The sequence below is a fragment of the Pseudomonas sp. MWU13-2517 genome (genome assembly GCF_023242545.1).
In the GTDB taxonomy this organism is placed as follows: domain Bacteria; phylum Pseudomonadota; class Gammaproteobacteria; order Pseudomonadales; family Pseudomonadaceae; genus Aquipseudomonas.
Map to the genome: position 1 here is coordinate 209,762 of NZ_JALMFA010000013.1, position 21,736 is coordinate 231,497.

Below are 21,736 nucleotides of genomic sequence, written 5' to 3' on the forward strand. Positions count from 1 at the left end.
ATGGAATCGTCCTACAAGCCGCATCAATCGGGACTTTGTAACATTTTGGCGCAGTTCTTGCGTAAAAAATAAAGAACGCCCCGTTGCATTCTTTTCACGAGAAAGACTGCAGGCGGGACGGACCGTTTTCGCAATTCCTCGCAAAGGTGTGTCAATGAGTAGTACGCAAAGCTCCAATGACCTCGAACAGGGGCTCAAACCGCGTCACGTCACGATGCTGTCGATTGCCGGCGTAATTGGTGCCGGTTTGTTTGTCGGCTCCGGCCATGCGATCGCTGCAGCCGGCCCGGCCGTTCTGTTGGCCTATGCGGCTGCCGGTACGCTGGTGGTATTAGTGATGCGGATGTTGGCCGAGATGGCCGTTGCGTCGCCGGACACCGGTTCGTTTTCCACTTATGCCGACCGTGCGATCGGCCACTGGGCTGGTTTCACCATTGGCTGGTTGTACTGGTGGTTCTGGGTGCTGGTGATTCCTTTGGAGGCCAACGCCGCTGCGACCATCCTTCATGCCTGGTTCCCCGGTGTGGCGATCTGGGCGTTTACCCTGATCATCACGTTGCTGCTGACGGCGACTAACCTGTTCAGCGTGAAGAACTATGGCGAGTTCGAGTTCTGGTTTGCGCTGATCAAGGTGGTGGCAATCGTCGGATTTGTGATCCTCGGGTTGGCGGCCGTTTTCGGTTTCCTGCCAACCAGCCAGGTCAGCGGCGTTTCGCACCTGTTCGACACCCAAGGCTTCATGCCTAACGGCATGGGCGCGGTATTGGCGGCCATCCTGACGACGATGTTCTCGTTCATGGGTACCGAGATCGTCACCATCGCTGCAGCTGAATCAAAGAACCCCGGCCAACAAATCACCAAGGCCACCAACTCGGTGATCTGGCGGATTGGTTTGTTCTACCTGTTGTCGATCTTCATCGTCGTGTCCCTGGTGCCATGGAACGATCCTTCCCTGGCTGCGGTAGGTTCCTATCAGACCGTGCTGGAGCGCATGGGCATCCCGAATGCCAAGATGATCGTCGATCTGGTGGTATTGGTTGCCGTGACCAGTTGCCTGAACTCGGCGCTGTATACCGCCTCGCGCATGCTGTTTTCCCTGGGCCGTCGCGGTGATGCCCCGGCCGTGTCCAAGCGCACCAACAAAAGCGGTACGCCTTACTGGGCGGTTTTGCTGTCCACTGGCGCGGCGTTCCTGGCGGTATTTGCCAACTACGTGGCCCCGGCGGCCGTGTTCGAGTTCCTGCTGGCCAGCTCTGGTGCCATTGCGTTGCTGGTGTACCTGGTGATTGCGGTGTCGCAATTGCGCATGCGCCAGAAGCGCACGGCGGCGGGCGAGAAGATCGCGTTCAAGATGTGGCTGTTCCCCGGCCTGACCTACGCAGTGATGGTGTTCATCGTCGGTACGTTGACCATCATGCTGTTCCAGGAAGCGCACCGGGTCGAGATTATCGCGACCGGTATTTTGAGCTTGTTGGTGGTGCTGGCGGGGTTGCTTGTGGCGAGCCGTCGCAAGGCACAGAAGCTGGGTACTGCGGTACTCAATTGATGTGATTGAATGCAGTGCTTGATGTGCTGCAGTTCAAGTGTGGGAGGGAGCGAGTCCCTCTCACATTTGGTTTTGGGTCAGTCCGCTGACTGGGTCAGTGCCTGGGACGCCGCCACGTAATCCGCCTGGAACTGCGGTGACTCGATCCACGCCAGCGCAGCCGCTTCGTCATCGCTGTCCGTGACCCACTGTCGATATTCAATCAGCGCCGCCAGGATAAAGTCGGTGGCTTCCTCTTCGCCCTCCTGCTCCAGCACCAGTGCCAGCAGTGGATGCGCCAGGAATGCCGCGCACAACGCCTGTTGGCTGATATCACCTGCCGTGCGCATCTCTACAAACAGCTCGGTCAAATCCACCGATTTAAGGTCGATACGGCTGTCATCGCCGGCGAATGCATCCGGCTTCGCCGCAACGGCGCGCTGGGTGCGGTTTTGCTTGGCCTTGGCCTTTGCCCGGTGGGCACGTTTTTGCTGTTTGTTTGGCGAAGCCATGGGCTTGCGTCCTTGGTTCAGGATCTGGGCCGGGTATTGAAGCGCAGGTTGGGGGAAATCCCAAGGGAATCTACGTGCGTTCCGTCACTCGGTACCCGGGCGTGTCGTTTGCCAGCACCCCTTGCCGTAGCCACGCCAGCGCGATGGGCCACAGTCGATGCTGATACTCACTGCGAAAGAACGCGAAATGCCCGACGGTTTTCTCGCCGATATCTTCGGGGGCAATACGCAAATGAGTACGCTCGCTGCTGTCAAAATAGCCCAGCAATCGCTCGATGGCCGTCACTGTGCCAAACGGGTCGTCAGTAATGCTGATGGCCAGTAGCTGAGCCTTCACGCGCCGGAATGGCAACTCACCCAGGGTACGTCCGCTGGGGCGCTGTTCGTACTTCGATGCCGGCGTGGCCCAGTCTCTCACCACGCCTTTGGGCGTGTCCTCCAGCCAGCCCAGCCGTTTGCCTGGGAAGTACCCACACAGGGCCGTTATCAAGGGCATCGCCACATGCCATTTGGCAAGCATCCGCCAGCGCTCGCTCGCGTGATAATCGCGCCAGTAGGCGAACTGTGCGCCCACCGTGACGATCCGCCGAATCACCGCGCCCGATGCCCCCAGTCCGGCCGCGCAACCGCCAAAACTGTGGGCGACCACATCAATCGGTTGTCCGGGAAATTCTCGCTGAGCGCGCTGCAGCATCGCCTCGAAATCCAGCACGCCCCAATCTGACCAGGAGGCATTGAAGCCTCGCAAAGAGCCTTTTCTGGATTCGCCGATGCCGCGATAGTCATAAGTGATGACGTCGAAGCCATTGGCAAACAGATAGTCGGCGAAGCGTGAGTAATGGCGGCAACGCACGGAGGTGGCGGCGTTGATGATCACCACCGGGCGCGTGGCGTCGGTACGAATATGACGCCAGGTGAAGCCGCCGATAAGGTAGCCGTCGGCGGCAGGCTGTCGAAATGCTTCTGGGGCAGGTCGGGTCGGCAGGTTCATCGGTTGGTTCAATCCATGCGCTTGTTGGGTGGGCTCGGAGACACACGCGCTTTTTATAAGAAGCCGAAATTATCAAATTTAACCGGCCATGCGTGCAGAAAGTGCCGGTATGCTCGACGTATCGCATTGGCTGCCCAGGCTTGCGATCTTTTTTGATTGACCAGAGTTGGCCCATGACCCGCGACACCCTTGAACACCACCAGATCCCGATCTACTTCGCTGCTGTCATCCTGGCGACCTCTTTCGGCCTGCTTGCGCCCATGGCGGCCCAAGGTCTTGGCACGCTGGTCATGCCCGCCATTGCGATCCTGATGTATGCGATGTTCCTGCAAATCCCGTTTCTGGAGCTGCGCCAGGGCTTGATCAACAAGCGCTTCCTCGCGGCATTGCTGCTGGCCAATTTTGTTCTGGTGCCGTTGCTGGTGTGGGCGTTGACCCGTGGCCTGGTGGGGCACCCGGCTTTGCTGGTGGGGGCGCTATTGGTGCTGCTCACGCCGTGCATCGACTACGTGGTGGTGTTTACCCATATCGGCAAGGGCGATTCGCGGTTGATGCTGGCGGCGACGCCGCTGCTGTTGTTGCTGCAGTTGGTGTTTCTGCCGGTATACCTGAGTTTCATGTTGGGCGCGCAGTTCGAAGGGGTGGTGGCTGTGGGGCCATTCGTCGAGGCGTTCCTGTGGTTGATCGTGGCACCGATGTTCCTCGCGGTGTTGACCATGCCCCTGGCACGCCGCTCCAGCGTTGCACGCCTGTGGAGCAATGCCTGGGCCTGGCTGCCGGTGCCGGCGATGGCGCTGGTGCTGTTTGTGGTGATCGGCTCGCAGATCACGGCGGTGGTGCGCGATATCGGCCTGTTGTTGCCGGTGATTCCGGTCTACTTGGGGTTCCTGCTGTTGGCGCCGCTGATGGGGGCGTTGGCATCCAAGCTGTTCGCGTTGCCGGCCATGACGGCGCGTGCGGTGACCTTCAGCGCATCGACGCGCAATTCGCTGGTGGTGCTGCCCCTGGCACTGGCTCTGCCCGAAGATGTGCGTGGCATTGCCGCAACGGCGGTCATTCTGCAAACACTGGTCGAGTTGGTGGGTGAGCTGATCTACGTTCGCCTGGTGCCACTGTGGGTATGGCCCGCCAATCGGTAAAGCGTGAATGTTGGGGTTTGTTCAGGCGTTATTCAGGACGCGCTGCGGCACCATATAGCCGGCGCACCCTATCTGAAAGGACAACCAATGGATCACCGCAGTCGTTTTCGCCTGGAGTCCCTGGGCATTTTCCTGATCGCCCTGCTGCTATTCACCTTGGGCATCTGGGATCAGCAACCCCAAGGTTTTGACGGGCGTTGGGCGCTGTTCATGCAGGAAATGTTTCGCCATGGTGCGAGCCTTTTCCCCACTACCTACGGCCAGCCGTATGCGGATTACCCCGGCACTGCGACTTTCTTCAGTTTTGTATTTGCCCGGTTGTTTGGTGCGCCGAATCACTTGGCCAATGTGCTGCCGACGGCGCTCGCCTCGGCGGGGGTGGTTGCCCTGATCTATCGCCTGCTGGCGCCTGCCAGTCGTCCTTGGGCGCTGCTCACGGTGTTGCTGACGCTGCTCACAACCCAGTTATTGGAAAAATCCCGCTCGGTGTGCCTGGACCAGATGGTGGCGTTGTTGTGTGTCGGCAGTTTCTATCTGCTGCACAGCGGCGAGCGTCTGGGGTCGCGGGTACGGCAGTTGGCGGTTTTTCCGCTGTTCGTCCTGGGCTTCGCGATCCGCGGGCCGTTGGGGTTGATCGAGGTCTGTGGGGTGGTGTGCGTGTACTGGGCGCTGGGTCGGCCAGGTGAAAGGGTCAAGCGGGTGCTGGTCCACGGCGTTGTCGGGTTAGGGCTGCTTGCGGCGTGCTGGTGGGTGCTGATGAAGCTTGCGCGGGTCAGTGGTGGCGATGCCTTTGCCGACGAAGTGTTCAAGATGCAGGTTGGCGGCCGTCTCGATGAATCGGGCGAGCCGTTTTATTTCTACTTCCAGCTGAGCCTGTATCGCTACTTCCCTGTGGTGCCATTGGCGCTGGCGACCATGATTGCGCTGCGCCATCGTTGGTCTGAGCGGTGGGCGAATGAAGACGTGCAACTATTGGCGCGTCTCGGCGCTTGTGGCTTGATGATTTTGCTCGGCCTGTCGGTGCCACACTTCAAGCGTGCCTACTACATTCTGCCGATGGTGCCGATGTTTGCCGCTGTGGCCGCCTATGGGCTGCTTCACGCGCAAGGTTGGTTCGCGGGCGTGCGTCGCAGCTATGAAGGGCTTGTCGCGGCGCTACCGGCTTTGGGCGTGGTTGTACTCTTTGTTTGTCGGTATACGTGGCAAAAGCACGGTTACTGGCCTGATGTTTCGTTACCGCTGCTGATCGGTGTGCTGGTCATTCTACAAGCGGTGGCGTTGGTGGCCTGGCGGCGGGAGCTGAGGTTGGTGTGGCTCAGCGTCATCGCATTGGCGGCGCAATGGCTGCTGCTGGTGGTGGTGATCGAGCCCGCCAAGGACCTGCAATTCGACACGCGGCGGTTTGTCAGCCAGGTGGAAACGCTTCGGGTATCGCAGCCCGGCCCGCTGGTGTTTGTCAATCTGGCGCGCGACACCTGGGCGGTGCGCTACATGATGAACCTGGACCACGATGAGCAGCCGCTGTTTGTGGGGCGTAATGAGCTTGAGAAGTTGAACGCGTTGCCCCGCCCATCCTGGGTGATTGTCTCGCGCAAAGAGACTGCGCTGTTGAAAGGGACCCCGGTGGAGCAACTGGCACCCAGCTATGAAGGGCGTTTGAATGACAATCCGTTGATGGTGTTTTTGCTCAAGTAGATGGCTGATCCAGTGCAGGCTAATTGCACTGGTAACCCTCGGGCATCTTGACGGTGTAGTTGCGTTGCACGCGGTCCTGGAAGTTCAGGTTCTGCAGACCCTGTTCAACCAGGAACGCCTCGACTTTGGCGGCCTGGCAATCTTCGTTGTAGGACATCGCCCGGAGTACATACACCGCGCGCCTGCTCGCTTCATCCCGGGCAGTAGCCGTGAACGTGGTAAGCGTGGTGTAGCCGGTTCGCTCCGAGGTACCCACTGGGCCATAGGTGGTGTTGGGTTTGCTGGTGCAGGTCAGTTGGTCGTCTTTTTTCTTGTTCTTCTTGCACTCAGTGGTGGTGCTGGTCGGTACCTGGCCGTACTCGGTGGCGGTATAGCGATAAGTGACCTGCCGGCTGTCGACATCGAGCGTGACGGTCATTCTGATCGGTGCATGGTTCTGAGGCAGGGTGGTGTCAGTGAACACCTCTCGAAAGCCCTGGTCCTTCAGGGCTCTGACCATGTCTCGAAGGTAGTAGCGGGCATTGAGCGTGTTCTGCGCATTGCCCCCGACGGACGTGGTCACCAGCACGGTTGCCTGTCGATCAAAGTCATAGTCCGGATCAGGTGTCGCGTTGATCGAGACATCCATTTGCGTGGCGCACCCACTGAGCAATGCAGTCAGCAGTAACAGCGCGCAGAACACATACCGGGTCATCAAATCACTACCTTGCAGCAAGAAATATAAAAGCTAAACGGTTGAGCCGCGCGATAAACAAGCTTCAGGCGGGGAGACGGTTCGGCGTGATCGTTTGAATCAGGCTGTTCCGTTCTTTCTTGAGTAGGGCCAGGCCTTGAGCTTGCCCGGGCACCCTTAAATCGCGGGCAATAAAAAACCCCAAGGAATTATCTTCGCTTGGGGTTTTTCGGTATTAGTGGTGCCCAGAGACGGAATCGAACCGCCGACACGGGGATTTTCAATCCCCTGCTCTACCGACTGAGCTATCTGGGCAACGGGGCGCATTAAACGGGTTTTTCAGGGGGTCGTCAAGCAAGTTTTCAAAAAATATTTAATTATTACCGTCGCTTACGTTCCGACCCCGATTTTTGATCAGTTATTGAGCAGGTGGCACGTAGCCGTCGGCCTTGGCGTAATCTTCGCCGGAAAAGAACTTGTCCATTTCGCCCTGCAGGTATTTGCGGTCTTCGGCGTTCATCATGTTCAGACGTTTTTCGTTGATCAGCAGGGTCTGGTGTTTCTGCCAGTCGGCCCAGGCCTGGGCGGAGACGTGATCGAACACATCCTGGCCCTTGGCGCCCGGATAGGGAGGGCGCTCCAGGCCCGGCAGTTCTTCTTTGTACTTGCGGCACATTACGGTGCGGGTCATGACAACTCTCCTGCGTTCAATGCATCGGCCGCGCGCTTCAGCAGTTTTTTTACCGGGGCGGCAAGGCCCAGGCGCGGCGGGGTGGCGAGGTTATACCAGAGCCAGTCGGCCTCGGCCACGTGATGGGCGGTTTCCTCAACCTGCACCAGCCAGGGTTGGATGGCCAGCTGGAAGTGGCTGAAAGTGTGGATCAGTTCCGGCAGTGCCTGTTGCTTGCCCAGTGCGAGTGCGTGCTGGTTGGCGAGGTGGTCCAGGTCTTCCAGGTCATCCAGCTCGGGCAGGCTCCACAAACCGCCCCACAGGCCCGTGGAAGGGCGACGATAAAGCAGGATCGCGCCTTCGGCGTTGGCCAGCAGCGGCATCAGCGTGCGCTTTTGCGGGATGGTCTTGCGCGGCTTGGGGACCGGGTAGCGCGTCTCCAGGCCGAGCAGGTGGGCTTCGCAGCCTTTTTCCAGCGGGCACAGTAGGCAGCTGGGTTTGCTGCGGGTGCAGAGCGTGGCGCCCATGTCCATCATTGCCTGGGTGTAGGCGTTGACCCGGTCATGGGGTGTAAAGCGCTCTGCGGTCGCCCACAGTTGCCTGGCGACCTTGGGTTCGCCTGGGTAGCCCTCCTGCGCGGTAAAACGCGCGAGCACGCGTTTGACGTTGCCGTCGAGGATCGGCGCGCGCAGGCCCATGCTCAGGCTGGCGATCGCGCCGGCGGTGGACAGGCCGATACCGGGCAGCTCGGTGAGTTTTTCGACGTCACGGGGAAATTCGCCGCCGTATTCGGCGACGACAATCCTGGCGGTCTTCTGCAGGTTGCGGGCGCGGGTGTAGTAACCCAGGCCTGTCCACAGGTGCAGCACTTCGTCTTCCGGCGCAGCGGCCAGGGCCTCGACCGTTGGCAGCGAGGCCATGAAGCGATCGAAGTAGTTCAACACCGTACTGACCTGGGTCTGCTGCAGCATGATCTCCGAGACCCATACCCGGTACGGCGTGATGCCCTGTTGCCAAGGCAGGTCATGGCGACCGTGGCGGTCGTACCAATCGAGCACCGCCTGTGAAAATTGCTCGTCTCTCATCGCTTGAACAGGCCTTTCAGGGCGTCTTTCAGTTGTGGGTTGACCTTGTCGAGCTTCTCTTCAAGCTTGTCGCTGAGCTTGTTGCCGGCCGCTTTGATCGCCACCTGGGTCAAGCCATCCTTGTCCAGTCGGCACGCCTTGGCGCCCAGCTCCAGCGGGCCACGGCAGCGTAGCGGTACTTCGATGCCCTGGAAGTTGCTGCCGACCTGACAGGCCGGGTCCGGAACGTCGCGCTTGTCGCCTTCGACGATGATGCCGACGCGGTAGTCCATGCCCAGTACGCGCAGGTCGATATCGCCATTACCATTGACCGTCAGCCCCGGGATGCGCACTTTCAGGTCCGGGTTGCTGGCCACGCCGTTATGGAAGGTCAGGTTGCCGCGCAGTTCCTGGAATGGCGTGTCCTTGCCCTGTGGCGTGCTGCTCAAGGTCTTGCGGTTGAGCAGGGCGATGCCGGTGCACAGTTGCTGTTCAAGGTTGGCATTGAGCAGCACGCCGTTATTGATCACGAAGCTGGCGGTGCCGTTGAGGCTGTCGATCAGCGCTTTCTGGCTGTTACCGCGGCCTGTGAGGTTGCTGTCCAGGTTGACCTGGCCTTTGACCGGAGGGTTTTGCCCCTGGGCCTGCAGGATGCGTTCAACCGGCACTTGCCTGATATGGGTTTGCACCGCCACGACCGGGATGTCCTGGCGCACATCAAGCGTACCGTTGGCTTGGAATGTTCCGTTGTAGATACCGCCGCTCAGGCTGTCGAGCTTGAGTTGGCCGTCGAGGCCGGAGGCTTTCAGCGCAGCGTTCTGGATCGGCAGCTTGCTCAGCGTCAGTTGGCCGAAGGCCAGGTCGGCGTCCACGTCCAGGGTGCGCAGGCGGATCAGCGGCAGCAGCTTGTCGGTACTCCAGGCGCCTTTGGTCGGGGCGTCCGGCAGCGGAGTGGTGCCGCCGGCAGCCATGGCGCCCATTTCGCTGTTCTGGACTTCGGCCTGGCGTGCGGCGGCTGCACCTTTGGCGGATTCGGATTTGGCCGGCAAGTAGTTGTCGGCGTTGAAGGTGTCGCCCTTGAGCTGAACGCGCAGGGATTGTTTGGCGAAGTCATCCACGGCGACGCGACCGGTGAAGGTGCTGCCATCAAGCTTCAGGTTCAGGTCTTCCAGGGCCACGCTGGTGGGCGTGCCTTTGAGGCGGCTGACCAGTTCGACCTTGCTCAGGCTGCCCTCGGCCATGGCTGGCAACGGGTGGCCGATGCTTTCGAGGAACTTGGCCAGGTCAAATTGGGCGACGGACAGGGCGCCGTTGAGTTGCGGGGTTTTGTTCAGGTCGTTGACCTTCAGTTCACCCAACGCCCGCAACTGGTTGGCGGACAGCTTCAGGTTGGTCCATTCGGCGATATTGGCGGCGAGGTCCACCAATACCTGACCCTGGGTGGAGAAGGTCACGGTCTTGCCTTGCAGCGGCTCGCCGGTGGCTTCGCCGCTCAAGCGCATGTCTTCGAACTGATAGCGTTTGAGGGCGTTCTGGATACGCAGGTTGCCGTTGAGCTCGGTCTTGACGCGCATCAGGGGTTGGTTGGTGCCCAGGAATGCGGTGAGTTTCAGCGGGATGCTGGCGCCTTCGTGCACGGCACCGGCACTCAGTTGGATGCTCTCGGCGCTGAACTGCTTGCCGGTCTGCTCGTCGTTGTATTCAACGCGGGCGTTGTTGATGGTCAGGCTGTCGATATCCAGGCGGATCGGCTTTGACGGTTTCTCAGGCTCCGGTTGGGCAGGCTTTTCCACAGGCGCGGAGGCTGGAGCTTCGGTGCCTGCCACCGGTACGTTCTTGCCGATGTCTTCCCAGTCACCATGGCCTTGCTTGTCGCGGTTCAGGCGAAGGTTGAGGCCCTCCACGCGCACGTCACTCATCTGCACTTCGCGGCGCAGCAGCGGCAACACGCGTACCGACAGGCCGAGCATCTGCAGGTCGGCGAACGGTTTGGTCGGATTGGTCAGGGTGGCGACGCTGGCTTCGTGCAGTTCCAGGCCCAGCCAGGGGAACAGGCTCCAGCCGATGTCGCCATTGAGCGTCAGCTCGATGTGGGCCTTGTCGCGGGCAATCTGGCGAATCTCGTCTTTGTAGTCGTTGGGATCGAAGAGGTGGGTCAAGGCGAAGCCGAGGGCCACAATGATCAGCAACAGCCCGAGAAGTACCAGACCCAGGATTTTGCCGAACGCTTTCATGGGCGAGTCCTTGTATGTCGAATTCAAAATTTAGCCGGAGAGTATAACGCCCGCAGGCCCCCGTCAGTTCACGGATGGTTACATTGTATCGAGTCCGTGTGAAACGGGATTTTGGCGCCAAAAAATACAGTTATCGCAAAAAGGTGATGTCATTTTGGTTTTTCTGTCATTCGCAGGTGCTAATCTGCGCGGGTTCGTCTGCCTTCTGCGACACAGCGTCGCGCCCATAGGAGCTTCTACTCAACAAAAAACGGCCATCGCTTTGCGTGTAAGGCTGAGTGAGAGAGCGCCCGACGATCAAAAATCAATAACTGGGGGAAACATCAATGAGCACTAGCACTGCGGCGGGTAGTACTGCCGCGCAGCCTGCGTTCCTGTCCAAGGAACGCATCATCGCCAAGCCCGGATTCAACCGCTGGCTGGTTCCGCCGGCCGCTCTGGCGATCCACTTGTGCATCGGCATGGCCTACGGTTTCTCTGTGTTCTGGCTGCCACTGTCCAAGGCGCTGGGGATCACCGCGCCCGTCGCCTGCGCGCCGGACATGAGCTTTATCGCCCAGGTCTTCTCGTCTCAATGCGACTGGCCCATCTCCATGCTGGGCTGGATCTACACCCTGTTCTTCATCTTCCTGGGCTGCTCGGCAGCGATCTGGGGGGGCTGGCTGGAACACGCCGGGCCTCGCAAGGCGGGCGTTGTGTCGGCGTTGTGCTGGTGCGGCGGGCTGTTGATCTCGGCGTTGGGTATCTACACCCACCAGATCTGGCTGATGTGGATCGGCTCCGGGGTCATTGGCGGTATCGGCCTGGGCCTGGGCTATATCTCGCCCGTATCGACCCTGATCAAGTGGTTCCCGGACAAACGCGGCATGGCGACCGGCATGGCAATCATGGGCTTCGGCGGCGGTGCGATGGTCGGTGCACCTCTGGCTGCGGCGCTGATGGGCCACTTCGCGTCGCCGACCAGCGTAGGCGTATGGCAGAGCTTCCTGGTGATGGCTGCGATTTACTTCGTGTTCATGATCGGTGGCGCCTTGTCTTACCGCGTCCCGCCGACCGGCTGGAAGCCCGAGGGCTGGACCGCTCCGGCGAAAAAAGCCAGCAACGCGATGATCACCCATCGCCATGTCCATGTGAACGTGGCCTGGAAAACCCCGCAGTTCCGTCTGGTATGGCTGGTGCTGTGCCTGAACGTTTCCGCCGGTATCGGCATCCTCGGCATGGCTTCTCCGCTGTTGCAGGAAGTATTTGGCGGCAAGTTGCTGGGCGTTGACGTGCCGTTCGGTCAGTTGGATGCGGGTCAGTTGGCTTCCATTGCAGCGATCGCCGCCGGATTCACGGGTTTGTTGAGCCTGTTCAACATTGGTGGCCGGTTCTTCTGGGCGTCGTTCTCCGACTACCTGGGCCGTAAAAACACCTACTTCGTGTTCTTCGCCCTGGGCTTTGCCCTGTATGCGTTGATTCCGAACCTGGGGCACCTGGGTAACGTGGCACTGTTCGTAGCGGCGTTCTGCATCATCCTGTCGATGTACGGCGGTGGTTTTGCGACGGTTCCGGCTTACCTGGCCGACCTGTTCGGCACCCAGATGGTCGGTGCGATCCACGGTCGCCTGCTGACCGCGTGGGCTGCGGCGGGCGTGTTGGGTCCGGTGCTGGTGAACTACCTGCGTGAGTACCAGTTGAGCATCGGTGTCGAGCGAGCCGCTGCCTACGACATCACCCTGTACATCCTTGCCGGCCTGTTGGTTCTGGGCTTCATCTGCAACATGCTGGTACGCCCGGTGGCTGACAAGTACTTCATGACCGATGCCGAACTGGCCGCCGAACAGGCGCTGGGCCATGACAAAGGCGCAGATGCCTCCACTTCCCTGGAGTGGAAAGCCGCGTCCGGCAGCGTGCCGTTAGCCATCGCCGCATGGCTGGTGGTGGGCATTCCGTTGGCGTGGGGTGTGTGGGTGACCCTGCAGAAGACGGCAGTACTGTTCCACTGAGTTGAATGCAGGCGGGCGCACCATCTTGGAGCGCCTGCTTGTATGCACATGTCTATCCTCGCCATACCTCGCTTCAACTCGTCAGTCTTATCCCCTCCGATGTTTCTGTTTGGCGCCCGCGCCCCTATAATGGCTGCCTTTTTCGCCCAATGATTTTGCGGAGCTGGTGATGGCCGAACGTAAGGCGTCCGTCGAGCGCGACACTCTGGAAACCCAGATCAAAGCCTCGATCAACCTGGATGGCACCGGAAAGGCCCGATTTGATATCGGTGTACCTTTTCTTGAGCACATGCTGGACCAGATCGCCCGTCACGGGCTGATCGACCTGGATATCGTCAGCAAGGGCGACCTGCATATCGACGACCACCACACAGTGGAAGACGTGGGCATCACCCTGGGCCAGGCGTTTGCCAAGGCTATCGGCGACAAAAAAGGCATCCGTCGCTACGGCCACGCCTATGTCCCGCTGGATGAAGCGCTGTCGCGCGTAGTCATCGACTTCTCCGGCCGACCAGGCCTGCAGATGCACGTGCCCTACACCCGCGCCACCGTGGGCGGCTTTGACGTCGACCTGTTCCAGGAATTCTTCCAGGGCTTCGTCAACCACGCACTCGTCAGCCTGCACATCGACAACCTGCGCGGCACCAACACCCACCACCAGATCGAAACCGTGTTCAAGGCTTTCGGCCGCGCGCTGCGCATGGCCGTGGAGCTGGATGAGCGCATGGCCGGGCAAATGCCCTCGACCAAGGGCGTCCTGTAATGCAGACGGTCGCGGTTATCGATTACGGCATGGGTAACCTGCACTCGGTGGCCAAGGCCCTCGAGCACGTGGGTGCCGGCAAGGTGCTGATCACCAGCGATGCCAACGTGATTCGCGAAGCCGACCGGGTGGTGTTTCCTGGTGTCGGCGCGATTCGCGATTGCATGGCCGAGATCCGCCGCCTGGGCTTTGACAGCCTGGTGCGCGAAGTCAGCCAGGACCGCCCGTTCCTCGGCATCTGCGTGGGCATGCAAGCCTTGCTCGACCACAGTGAAGAGAACGACGGCGTCGACTGCATCGGCCTGTTCCCGGGCCAGGTGAAGTTCTTCGGCAAGGACCTGCACGAAGACGGCGAACACCTGAAAGTCCCGCACATGGGTTGGAATGAAGTCAGCCAGACCGTGGATCACCCGCTGTGGCATGACATCCCGGACCTGGCGCGTTTCTACTTCGTGCACAGCTACTACATTGCCGCCGGTAAACCCGGCCAGGTGGTGGGTGGCGGGCATTACGGCGTCGACTTCGCCGCCGCGCTGGCCGAGGGTTCGCGCTTTGCCGTGCAGTTCCACCCGGAGAAGAGCCATACCCATGGCCTGCAATTGCTGCAGAACTTCGCCGTTTGGGATGGCCGCTGGTAAATGGCCAGGAAGCCGAAACCGCCGATCTTGAACCTCACGCCCGAACAGGAGCGTGAGGCAAACCACAAGATCAAGGTCTTCATGGAAGACCGCTTCGAGCTCAAGCTGGGCTCGTTTGAGGTGGCCGAGATTCTTGAGCTGTTCACCACTGAAGTAGCGCCGCACTATTACAACCGGGCGATTTTCGACACGCAGACGCTCCTTAAAGAAAGGTTCGAAAGCATCGAAAGCGACCTGTGGTCGCTTGAAAAGAGCAGCTGAAAGCGTCAAGCCCCAAGCTGCAAGAATTGATACGCGTGCTTGCTTGCAGCTTACAGCTTGCAGCTTGCAGCTCTTTGACGAAGGAAAAGCATGCTAATTATCCCCGCTATCGATCTCAAGGACGGCGCCTGCGTACGTCTGCGCCAAGGCCGCATGGAAGATTCCACCGTGTTCTCCGATGACCCGGTGAGCATGGCCGCCAAATGGGTGGAAGGAGGCTGCCGTCGCCTGCATCTGGTGGACCTGAACGGCGCCTTCGAAGGCCAGCCGGTCAACGGCGAGGTGGTGACTGCAATTGCCAAGCGCTACCCGAACCTGCCGATCCAGATCGGCGGTGGCATCCGCTCCCTGGAAACCATCGAGCACTACGTCAAGGCTGGCGTGAGCTATGTGATCATCGGCACCAAGGCCGTGAAAGACCCGGCTTTCGTGGCCGAAGCCTGCCGCGCGTTTCCAGGCAAAGTGATCGTGGGCCTGGACGCCAAGGACGGTTTCGTCGCTACCGACGGCTGGGCTGAGATCAGCACCGTGCAGGTGATCGACCTGGCCAAGCAGTTCGAAGCCGACGGCGTGTCCGCCATCGTGTACACCGACATCGCCAAAGACGGCATGATGCAGGGCTGCAACGTGCCGTTCACCGCTGCGTTGGCCGCGGCCACGAAGATTCCGGTCATCGCATCCGGCGGCATTCACAACCTGGGCGACATCAAGTCGCTGCTGGACGCCAAGGCGCCTGGCATCATCGGCGCCATTACCGGCCGCGCGATCTATGAGGGCACGCTGGACGTGGCTGAAGCTCAAGCTTTTTGTGATGGCTACGCGGCCAGCTCCAAGTCGTAAGCTGCAAGCTGCAAGTAAAAGCAGATTTGCTTCTACTTGCAGCTTGTAGCTCAAAGCTTGCAACTCTTATCGGAGATAAGCCTATGGCTTTAGCCAGACGCATCATCCCTTGCCTGGACGTCGACAACGGTCGTGTGGTCAAGGGCGTCAAGTTCGAGAACATCCGTGATGCCGGCGACCCGGTGGAAATCGCCCGTCGCTACGATGAGCAAGGCGCCGACGAGATTACCTTTCTCGACATCACCGCCAGCGTCGACGGCCGCGACACCACGTTGCATACCGTGGAGCGCATGGCCAGCCAGGTATTCATCCCGCTGACCGTGGGCGGTGGCGTACGCACCGTGCAAGACATCCGCAACCTGCTCAACGCGGGTGCGGACAAGGTGTCTATCAACACCGCTGCCGTGTTCAACCCGGAGTTCGTCGGCGAAGCGGCGCAACACTTCGGTTCGCAGTGCATTGTCGTCGCCATTGACGCCAAGAAGGTTTCCGGCCCGGGCGAAACCCCGCGTTGGGAGATCTTCACCCACGGCGGCCGCAAGCCCACCGGCCTGGACGCGGTGGAGTGGGCGATGAAGATGGAAGGCCTGGGTGCCGGTGAAATCCTGCTGACCAGCATGGACCAGGACGGCATGAAAAATGGCTTCGACCTGGGTGTTACCCGTGCGATCAGTGATGCGCTGGGCATTCCGGTGATCGCCTCCGGCGGTGTCGGCAACCTGCAGCACCTGGCCGACGGCGTGCTCGAAGGCCACGCCAGCGCGGTACTGGCGGCGAGTATTTTCCACTTTGGTGAATACACCGTTCCCGAAGCCAAGGCGTACATGGCGGCGCGCGGTATCGTCGTTCGCTAAACGCCGCTGGACACCCTGGCAGGCGCGGGGCACTCTCTGCGCTTGCCACGGATTCCGGTAACCTTCATGTTCAAACATCTGCTGCTCGCCCTCGCCGGCTTGTCCGTCCTGCTGGCCGGCTCGGCGAATGCCGAAGCGCCGGCCGACGCCTCCCTGGTGTTGCTGACGGAAAACTTCCCGCCCTACAACATGGCGAAAAACGGCAAGAACTTCGCCAGGGACGAGAACATCGAAGGCATCGCCGTCGACATTGTGCGCGAGACTTTCAAGCGTGCCGGCATTTCCTACAACCTCACCCTGCGTTTCCCATGGGAGCGGATCTACAAACTCGCCCTTGAGAAACCCGGCTACGGCGTATTCGTGATGGCGCGTCTACCGGACCGTGAAGGCCTGTTCAAATGGGTCGGCCCCATCGGCCCGGACGACTGGGTGATGTTGGCCAAGGCTGACAGCAAGATCCAACTGCCTGACCTGGAGCACGCCCGCCATTACAAGATTGGCGCTTATAAGGGCGATGCGATTGCTGAGACCCTGGAAAAACAGGGGCTCAAGCCGTCAGTCGTACTGCGCGACCAGGACAACGCGCAAAAGCTGCTGGAGGGCCAGATCGACCTGTGGGCCACCGGCGATCCCGCCGGGCGCTACCTGGCGCGCCAGGTCGGTGTGACCGGACTCAAGACCGTGCTGCGCTTCAACAGCGCGCAACTGTACCTGGCGCTGAACAAGGATGTGCCGGATGAGGTGGTGACCAGGCTCCAGGCAGCATTGGATCAGTTACGGAGCGAGGGTTTCATTGACGAGGTCATGGCCCGCTACCTCTAGCACCGGTTCTACTTGTGCGGCGGCATTCTCAAGCTCCACCGCGGTCACGGGCTTGTCCTCGGCTGACGCATTTTCCGGGAGGCCGACGAATACCGCCTGATCTTCGGGAAATTCACTCATGTAAATGTGATCGCCGTTGATGTAATTGACGGTGGCGGCCACCTGGCTGCCGTCTTGGCGCAGCAGGCGGTATTCACTTCGGACCAGGTAAGCCGCGACGGCTTTTTGGGCTGGAATGTAGGTGATGATTTCCAGTGGCGATGAATAATTCCAGCCTTTGGCCGAACGCTGGGTATGAGTGAAGGCCGGCTCGAGGTTTGCCGAGAAGCTCAACTCGAAAGGACGAAGGCTCGCCGACCAATGCCGCCACATCGAAACGCGGGAGATTGCCGACAGCGCTAGTGAATAATCGCCGATCTCACCTTTGCTCGCTGTCCACATGAACGGCTGGCTGGTGGCGCTGGTGTTGTGCCCGAAACCCGCCAATTGGTGGTGGTCAGTGCGTTCCAGTCGGTAGATCGGCGACGATAGCAGTTGCTCGCTTGCACTCAGCTCCGGGTCTTTCACGCAGAACCAGGGCAGCTCACATTCCTGGGGGGCCGGCGGTGTCTCTTCTGCGGTGGGCGGCTCGTAACCGGTAAGTGTAGGCGGGGGTAACGGCTCGCCCAGTTGCGCCGTTAGATTCAGGCGCAGGGCATAGGTCGGCAGATCAGGCTTGGCATAGCGTGCATTGCCGACAAAGGTGCCGGGCGCCAGGTAGATTTCTCCGGGCTCTGCGTCCGGAGGCGTGATCGACCAGGCGCTGAAATCCTTGGATGCGCCACTGCCGTAGTCATTCCAGATCAAATCGCCGGGTTTTGCATTGACGACTAAATCGGCGCGCACGCAGCGCACGGCATTGCGTGAAGGTTTCTCATAGCCGACGCCGCAGACCAGGCCCATGGCGACGTAGCCTTCAGGTGCCAGCGGCCGCCATAGGGAAAAGTCGGTGTGTGCGCCTGAGTTCGTGTCTTTCCAGACCAACTGGTAATTTTCCGGCGAGCGCAACGCAGTGCCGTCAACTTTGTTGGCATCACTGACTACGGCCACGATCTTGCGCTGGTTGATATTGCGATAGCTGTCGGTGGCGATGTCACCCACGGGGAAAAACTGGCCCAGGGTGTCGGCAGAGGTGCTGGGGCGCCACATGCTGACCGCTTTGTGAGCACCGGACCCCAGGTCATTCCATAGCGGCAGGAATTCGCTGGTGAAGCTGATGAGCAGGTCCTTGAATTGTAAATGTGGCATTCGAAAGCTCTCCTATGAGTGGGAGGCGTCACTATCGAAAAATGCCGGGTTGGCCGGGCAGTACTTATCTACGCGCGGGTAAATAAGCGCCGTTTTTTCCGTGGCCGGCCATCGCTTGATTGCTGCGCACGCTGATCATCAACTTGATATCGATCCACTCCACACCCTGGGCCTTGAGCTTGGGCAGTTCCCGCTCCAGGACTGCCAGGGTTTGCGGGTAGGGGTGGCCGATCATCACCACTGAACCCTGCTTGTGGGCGAGCTTGATCGCGGTTTGCAGTTGCGTGGTGATTGCGGCTTCGGTGCGCTCGTCATCGAGAAACACGTCTCGTGAGACACTGGCCAGGCCGATCTTCTGTGCTTCGGCGGCGGCGACGGTTTGCGCACTGGTGCGGCTGTCGACAAAGAACTTGTTGCGCCGTTGCAGTTCGGCCATCAACCAGGCCATTGCGGCCGGCTGCGCGGTCATGCGGCTGCCCATGTGGTTGTTGATACCGGCGGTGTAGGGCACTGCCTGGAAGGCTGCGTCCAGGCGTTTGCCCAGTTCTTCGATGGGCAGGTCGGGGTGCCAGGCAAACGGGCCGGTGGCCGGGTCCATGGGCATATGCAGGATCACGATCTTGCCGGCCTTATGGGCTTCGCGGGCGAATTCGGCGGCGTGGGGCGTGTCGGGCATGATCGCCGTGGTCACAGGTCCCGGCAGGGCCAGCACGCGACGATCCCGGGGCAGGTTTTGCCCCAGGTCGTCAATGATCAAGGTCAGGTAGGCTTTGTGTGGCTCGCCCGCAGGTGTCGCGTGGGCGACGCCTGCCAGGCTGCACAGTACAGCGATGATCAGAGCAAAACGCATATCAACGGCTGCGGGTGATGCTCAAGCCCTTGAGCAGGCTCAGCGCCTGGGCGAGTTGATAGTCGTCGTCCTGCGGCATCGGCTTGGCCTTCGCGCCACTGCCGGTCGGCTGGTCTGCGCCGCCGTTGCCATTGCCCAGGTGACCTTGCAGGTCGGCTTCCTTGTAGAACTCGCTGTCGGTCTCGTTAGTGATCTTGGCCCGGCGCACCTCGATGTCCGGGACGATGCCCTGAGCCTGGATCGAGCGACCATTGGGCGTGTAGTACAGCGCCGTGGTGATCTTCAATGCGCGCTCGTTGTTCAGCGGCAATACGGTTTGCACCGAGCCTTTGCCGAAACTGGTGGTGCCCATCAGCACGCCGCGCTTCTGGTCCTGCAGGGCGCCGGCGACGATTTCCGAGGCCGAGGCGCTGCCGCCGTTGATCAACACCGCCAGCGGCACGCCCTCGCTCAGGTCGTTGCCGGTGGCCGAGAAGCGCAGCTCGGAGTTGGCGATACGGCCTTTGGTGTAGACGATCAGACCCTTGGTGATGAAGTGGTCGACCACTTCCACCGCCGCCTGTAGCACGCCGCCCGGGTTGTTGCGCAGGTCGAGCACGATGCCGTTGAGCTTCTTGCCGTTGTCTTTGCGCAGCTTGGCCAGGGCCTTGGCCACTTCGTCGCCGGTCTTGACCTGGAACTGGGTGATACGGATGTAACCGTAGCCCGACTCCAGCAACTGGCTCTTCACGCTCTTGACCGTGATCGTCGCGCGGGCCAGGGTCACATCGAACGGAGCACCGCCGTCGCGTACCAGGGTCAGGGTGATTTTCTGGCCGAGCTTGCCGCGCATCTTGTCGACGGCTTCGGTCATGGTCTGGCCACGGGTCGGCTGGCCATTGATCTTCACGATCAGGTCGCCGGCCTGGATCCCGGCCTTGGACGCCGGAGTATCGTCGATCGGCGACACCACTTTGATCTGGCCGTCTTCGGCACCCACTTCGATGCCCAGGCCGCCGAATTCGCCGCTGGTGCTTTCCTGCAGCTCAGCGAAATCTTCGGGGCCGAGGTAGGCGGAGTGCGGGTCGAGGTTGCTGAGCATGCCCTTGATGGCATTCTCCAGCAGGGTCTTGTCGTCTACGGGCTCGACATAGGCTGCCTTGATCCGGTCCATGACCTCGGCAAACGTGCGCAGCTCGTCCAGCGGCAGCGGCGCCTTGGTGGTCGCAGCCGTGGCGGCAGGTGCAGCCGGTGCGGCCTGGTCGGCAAAAGCCAGAGGCGCGCCGATCACCAGGGCGATCGTCAGGGCCAGCGAAGTGAGGCGGGACAAATGCAGCATGTCGAACGAACTCCTAATGTAGATGCGGCCCTATCCTTGGGAACGGCACCATTGTGCAGGATCGCTTGGGCGGCCCTGCTGACGAATAGCGAAGTACAGCGCCGGGGTGTCCTGGCCACCACTGTTACCGACAGTGGAGATGGATTCACCGGCTTTTACAACATCACCTGCCGACTTGAGTAAAGTCTGATTGTGGCCATAAAGGCTCAAATAGCCATTACCGTGGTCAAGAATCACCAGCAAACCGGCGCCGCGCAGCCAATCGGCGAACACCACGCGGCCACCGTGGACGGCGTGCACCTGGCTGCCAGCAGAGGCGCTGATCATCACACCATCCCACTTGGCGCGGGTGTCGTCGCCACGGGTTTCCCCAAAGCGTGCCAACAATCGACCATCAACAGGCCATGGAAGTTTGCCGCGGGCTGAAGCAAAAGGGCCGCCGAACGATTCGCCCGCGCTGGACACCAGTGGGCCAGGTGCTGAATGCGCGGGTTTGCGGGGCGCCGGTGCGTCCGTCGTAGCAGCCAGTTCGGCCTCACGCTGGCGCTTTTTTTCCGCTTCCTGCTGGGCGATCAGCGCTTTTTGCCGCGCCTCTTCTGCCTCGCGTGCCTGGCGTGCCAGGGTTTCTTCGATGGTTTTGAGCACTTTGGCCAGGTCGGCCTGGTCTTGCTCGCGGGCCTGGAGCTTGGCGTCGCGGACTTTGACATCGTCATTGAGCTTGGCCAGGGCCAGTTGGCGCTCCTTGCGGACCTTGTCCAACTGGTCGCGCTGGGTGTCGAGGGCGCTTTTCTGGTCAAGCAACTGTGATTGTTGGTCGGCGATTTCCTGTTCCACATTGGCCAATTGGCGCAGGGTTTCGTTAAAACCTTTCAATTGTTCCAGGCGTGCCTTGCTCAGGTAGTCGTAATAGGTGAGGGTGCGCGCGAATTTCTCAGGGTTCTGCTGGTTGAGCAGCAGCTTGAGATACTCCTGGCGGCCGCTCTGGTAGGCGGCGCGGGCCTGGATCGCGATCAGGCGTTGTTGCTCAACCCGGGCGCTCTGGAGTTTTTTTTTCTCAGCGTCGAGTCGCTCCAGTTCCGACTCGCTCTTCTTTAGTTCTTTTTGCAGCTCCTGGACCTGCTTCTCCAGCTTGCCCATCTCGGTTTCCGTACCGCGCAGGTCTTTCTGCACGCCGGATTTTTCTTCCTGGAGCTTGCCGAGCAGTTTTTTCAGCTCGGCAATGTCCTGACGCGTAGCGTCCAACTGTTGTTGGGTTTGTGCGCGCTCATCGGCAAACGCCGGTTGGAGCAGGCAGACAAGAGCAAGGGTAATCAAGGCGCGAAGCATAGAGGCGGGCGACACCAGGGAAATGGACGGCCTAGTATGCCCGCCAAGCGCTGCAAAAAAAACGCCTCAAAGCCAACTGCTTTGAGGCGTTCGTCATAAAAAGCCGTTTAGGACGATTTAATCGGGCGGTTTGGTAGTTAAACCCTATCGAAGAAACGCTTTGATAAGCTCCTCCTGAACTGGATTTTGCTTCTAAGAATAAACTTCCGAGCCCTCTAATCAGCAGGTTGGCTCGATCGGCAATGTGCGGTACTCATGAATTAAAAGGCCAGCAAACCTGGCTAAT

At 60.3% G+C, this 21,736-nt stretch carries 20 protein-coding genes and 1 tRNA gene; 10 read left to right on the top strand and 11 right to left on the bottom strand.

The window, feature by feature from the left end; genetic code table 11:
- Positions 1-154: 154 nt before the first annotated feature.
- The gene (gene gabP / locus M5B97_RS20005; protein WP_123717107.1) at positions 155-1,546 is read left to right on the top strand and encodes a GABA permease; all 1,392 of its coding nucleotides are present in this window, start codon (positions 155-157) and stop codon (positions 1,544-1,546) included.
- Positions 1,547-1,623: 77 nt separating this feature from the next.
- Here gabP and M5B97_RS20010 read toward each other — a convergent pair whose 3' ends face one another.
- Together M5B97_RS20010 and M5B97_RS20015 are read right to left on the bottom strand one after the other, a co-directional pair.
- Positions 1,624-2,037 carry a hypothetical protein gene (locus tag M5B97_RS20010; RefSeq protein WP_248732431.1) on the bottom strand — a complete coding sequence of 138 codons (414 nt, stop codon included), beginning with the start codon at positions 2,035-2,037 and terminating at the stop codon, positions 1,624-1,626.
- Positions 2,038-2,107: 70 nt separating this feature from the next.
- Positions 2,108-3,028: an alpha/beta fold hydrolase gene (locus M5B97_RS20015; RefSeq protein ID WP_248732432.1), complete on the bottom strand. Its 921-nt coding sequence runs from the start codon at positions 3,026-3,028 to the stop codon at positions 2,108-2,110.
- 173 nt (positions 3,029-3,201) lie between these two features.
- Between M5B97_RS20015 and M5B97_RS20020 the strand changes: the two genes are divergently transcribed.
- Both M5B97_RS20020 and M5B97_RS20025 read left to right on the top strand, forming a co-directional pair.
- Positions 3,202-4,167 (top strand): arsenic resistance protein, encoded by a 966-nt coding sequence (locus M5B97_RS20020; protein WP_248732433.1) that lies wholly within the window; start codon positions 3,202-3,204, stop codon positions 4,165-4,167.
- An 87-nt stretch (positions 4,168-4,254) separates the two neighbouring features.
- Positions 4,255-5,862 carry a glycosyltransferase family 39 protein gene (locus M5B97_RS20025; RefSeq protein ID WP_248732434.1) on the top strand — a complete coding sequence of 536 codons (1,608 nt, stop codon included), beginning with the start codon at positions 4,255-4,257 and terminating at the stop codon, positions 5,860-5,862.
- A gap of 19 nt (positions 5,863-5,881) precedes the next feature.
- On the opposite strand, the gene M5B97_RS20030 is transcribed toward M5B97_RS20025, so the two are convergent.
- From M5B97_RS20030 to M5B97_RS20050, 5 genes are all read right to left on the bottom strand, one after another.
- Positions 5,882-6,556 (bottom strand): hypothetical protein, encoded by a 675-nt coding sequence (locus tag M5B97_RS20030; protein WP_248732435.1) that lies wholly within the window; start codon positions 6,554-6,556, stop codon positions 5,882-5,884.
- Between the two features lie 218 nt (positions 6,557-6,774).
- Positions 6,775-6,850 (bottom strand) — tRNA-Phe (locus M5B97_RS20035).
- Between the two features lie 103 nt (positions 6,851-6,953).
- Entirely contained in the window at positions 6,954-7,226 is a 273-nt protein-coding gene (locus tag M5B97_RS20040; protein WP_123716287.1) for an oxidative damage protection protein, read from the bottom strand.
- Complete coding sequence (gene mutY / locus M5B97_RS20045) at positions 7,223-8,290, bottom strand: A/G-specific adenine glycosylase (protein ID WP_123716286.1); 1,068 nt, start codon at positions 8,288-8,290, stop codon at positions 7,223-7,225. Before mutY ends, M5B97_RS20040 begins: the two co-directional genes overlap by 4 nt.
- Positions 8,287-10,503 carry an AsmA family protein gene (locus tag M5B97_RS20050; RefSeq protein ID WP_248732436.1) on the bottom strand — a complete coding sequence of 739 codons (2,217 nt, stop codon included), beginning with the start codon at positions 10,501-10,503 and terminating at the stop codon, positions 8,287-8,289. Before M5B97_RS20050 ends, mutY begins: the two co-directional genes overlap by 4 nt.
- 326 nt (positions 10,504-10,829) lie before the next feature.
- Here M5B97_RS20050 and M5B97_RS20055 point away from each other — a divergent pair, with 326 nt between their 5' ends.
- From M5B97_RS20055 to M5B97_RS20085, 7 genes are all read left to right on the top strand, one after another.
- Positions 10,830-12,491: an OFA family MFS transporter gene (locus tag M5B97_RS20055; RefSeq protein ID WP_248732437.1), complete on the top strand. Its 1,662-nt coding sequence runs from the start codon at positions 10,830-10,832 to the stop codon at positions 12,489-12,491.
- 169 nt (positions 12,492-12,660) lie between these two features.
- Positions 12,661-13,254 carry an imidazoleglycerol-phosphate dehydratase HisB gene (hisB, locus tag M5B97_RS20060; protein WP_017849940.1) on the top strand — a complete coding sequence of 198 codons (594 nt, stop codon included), beginning with the start codon at positions 12,661-12,663 and terminating at the stop codon, positions 13,252-13,254.
- Positions 13,254-13,892: an imidazole glycerol phosphate synthase subunit HisH gene (gene hisH / locus M5B97_RS20065; protein ID WP_248732438.1), complete on the top strand. Its 639-nt coding sequence runs from the start codon at positions 13,254-13,256 to the stop codon at positions 13,890-13,892. The genes hisB and hisH overlap by 1 nt, the downstream gene beginning before the upstream one ends.
- The gene (locus M5B97_RS20070) at positions 13,893-14,153 is read left to right on the top strand and encodes a DUF2164 domain-containing protein (protein WP_134660411.1); all 261 of its coding nucleotides are present in this window, start codon (positions 13,893-13,895) and stop codon (positions 14,151-14,153) included. It begins immediately after the preceding gene.
- A gap of 90 nt (positions 14,154-14,243) precedes the next feature.
- Positions 14,244-14,993, top strand: a complete 750-nt coding sequence (hisA, locus tag M5B97_RS20075; RefSeq protein ID WP_123716281.1) for a 1-(5-phosphoribosyl)-5-[(5-phosphoribosylamino)methylideneamino]imidazole-4-carboxamide isomerase — start codon at positions 14,244-14,246, stop codon at positions 14,991-14,993.
- 83 nt (positions 14,994-15,076) lie between these two features.
- On the top strand, positions 15,077-15,847 hold the full coding sequence (hisF, locus tag M5B97_RS20080) for an imidazole glycerol phosphate synthase subunit HisF (RefSeq protein WP_123716280.1): 771 nt from the start codon (positions 15,077-15,079) through the stop codon (positions 15,845-15,847).
- A 66-nt stretch (positions 15,848-15,913) separates the two neighbouring features.
- Positions 15,914-16,669, top strand: coding sequence for an ABC transporter substrate-binding protein (locus M5B97_RS20085; RefSeq protein WP_248732439.1), 756 nt, complete (start codon positions 15,914-15,916; stop codon positions 16,667-16,669).
- Here the strand turns inward: M5B97_RS20085 and M5B97_RS20090 are convergent.
- From M5B97_RS20090 to M5B97_RS20105, 4 genes are all read right to left on the bottom strand, one after another.
- Positions 16,622-17,956 carry a Vps62-related protein gene (locus M5B97_RS20090; protein WP_248732440.1) on the bottom strand — a complete coding sequence of 445 codons (1,335 nt, stop codon included), beginning with the start codon at positions 17,954-17,956 and terminating at the stop codon, positions 16,622-16,624. The genes M5B97_RS20085 and M5B97_RS20090 overlap by 48 nt on opposite strands.
- A 64-nt stretch (positions 17,957-18,020) precedes the next feature.
- Complete coding sequence (locus M5B97_RS20095) at positions 18,021-18,806, bottom strand: divergent polysaccharide deacetylase family protein (protein WP_123716277.1); 786 nt, start codon at positions 18,804-18,806, stop codon at positions 18,021-18,023.
- A 1-nt stretch (position 18,807) separates the two neighbouring features.
- A complete protein-coding gene (locus tag M5B97_RS20100; protein WP_123716276.1) occupies positions 18,808-20,124 on the bottom strand; it encodes a S41 family peptidase in 1,317 nt (438 codons plus the stop codon).
- A gap of 30 nt (positions 20,125-20,154) precedes the next feature.
- Positions 20,155-21,450 (bottom strand): murein hydrolase activator EnvC, encoded by a 1,296-nt coding sequence (locus M5B97_RS20105; protein ID WP_248732441.1) that lies wholly within the window; start codon positions 21,448-21,450, stop codon positions 20,155-20,157.
- Positions 21,451-21,736 lie beyond the last annotated feature (286 nt).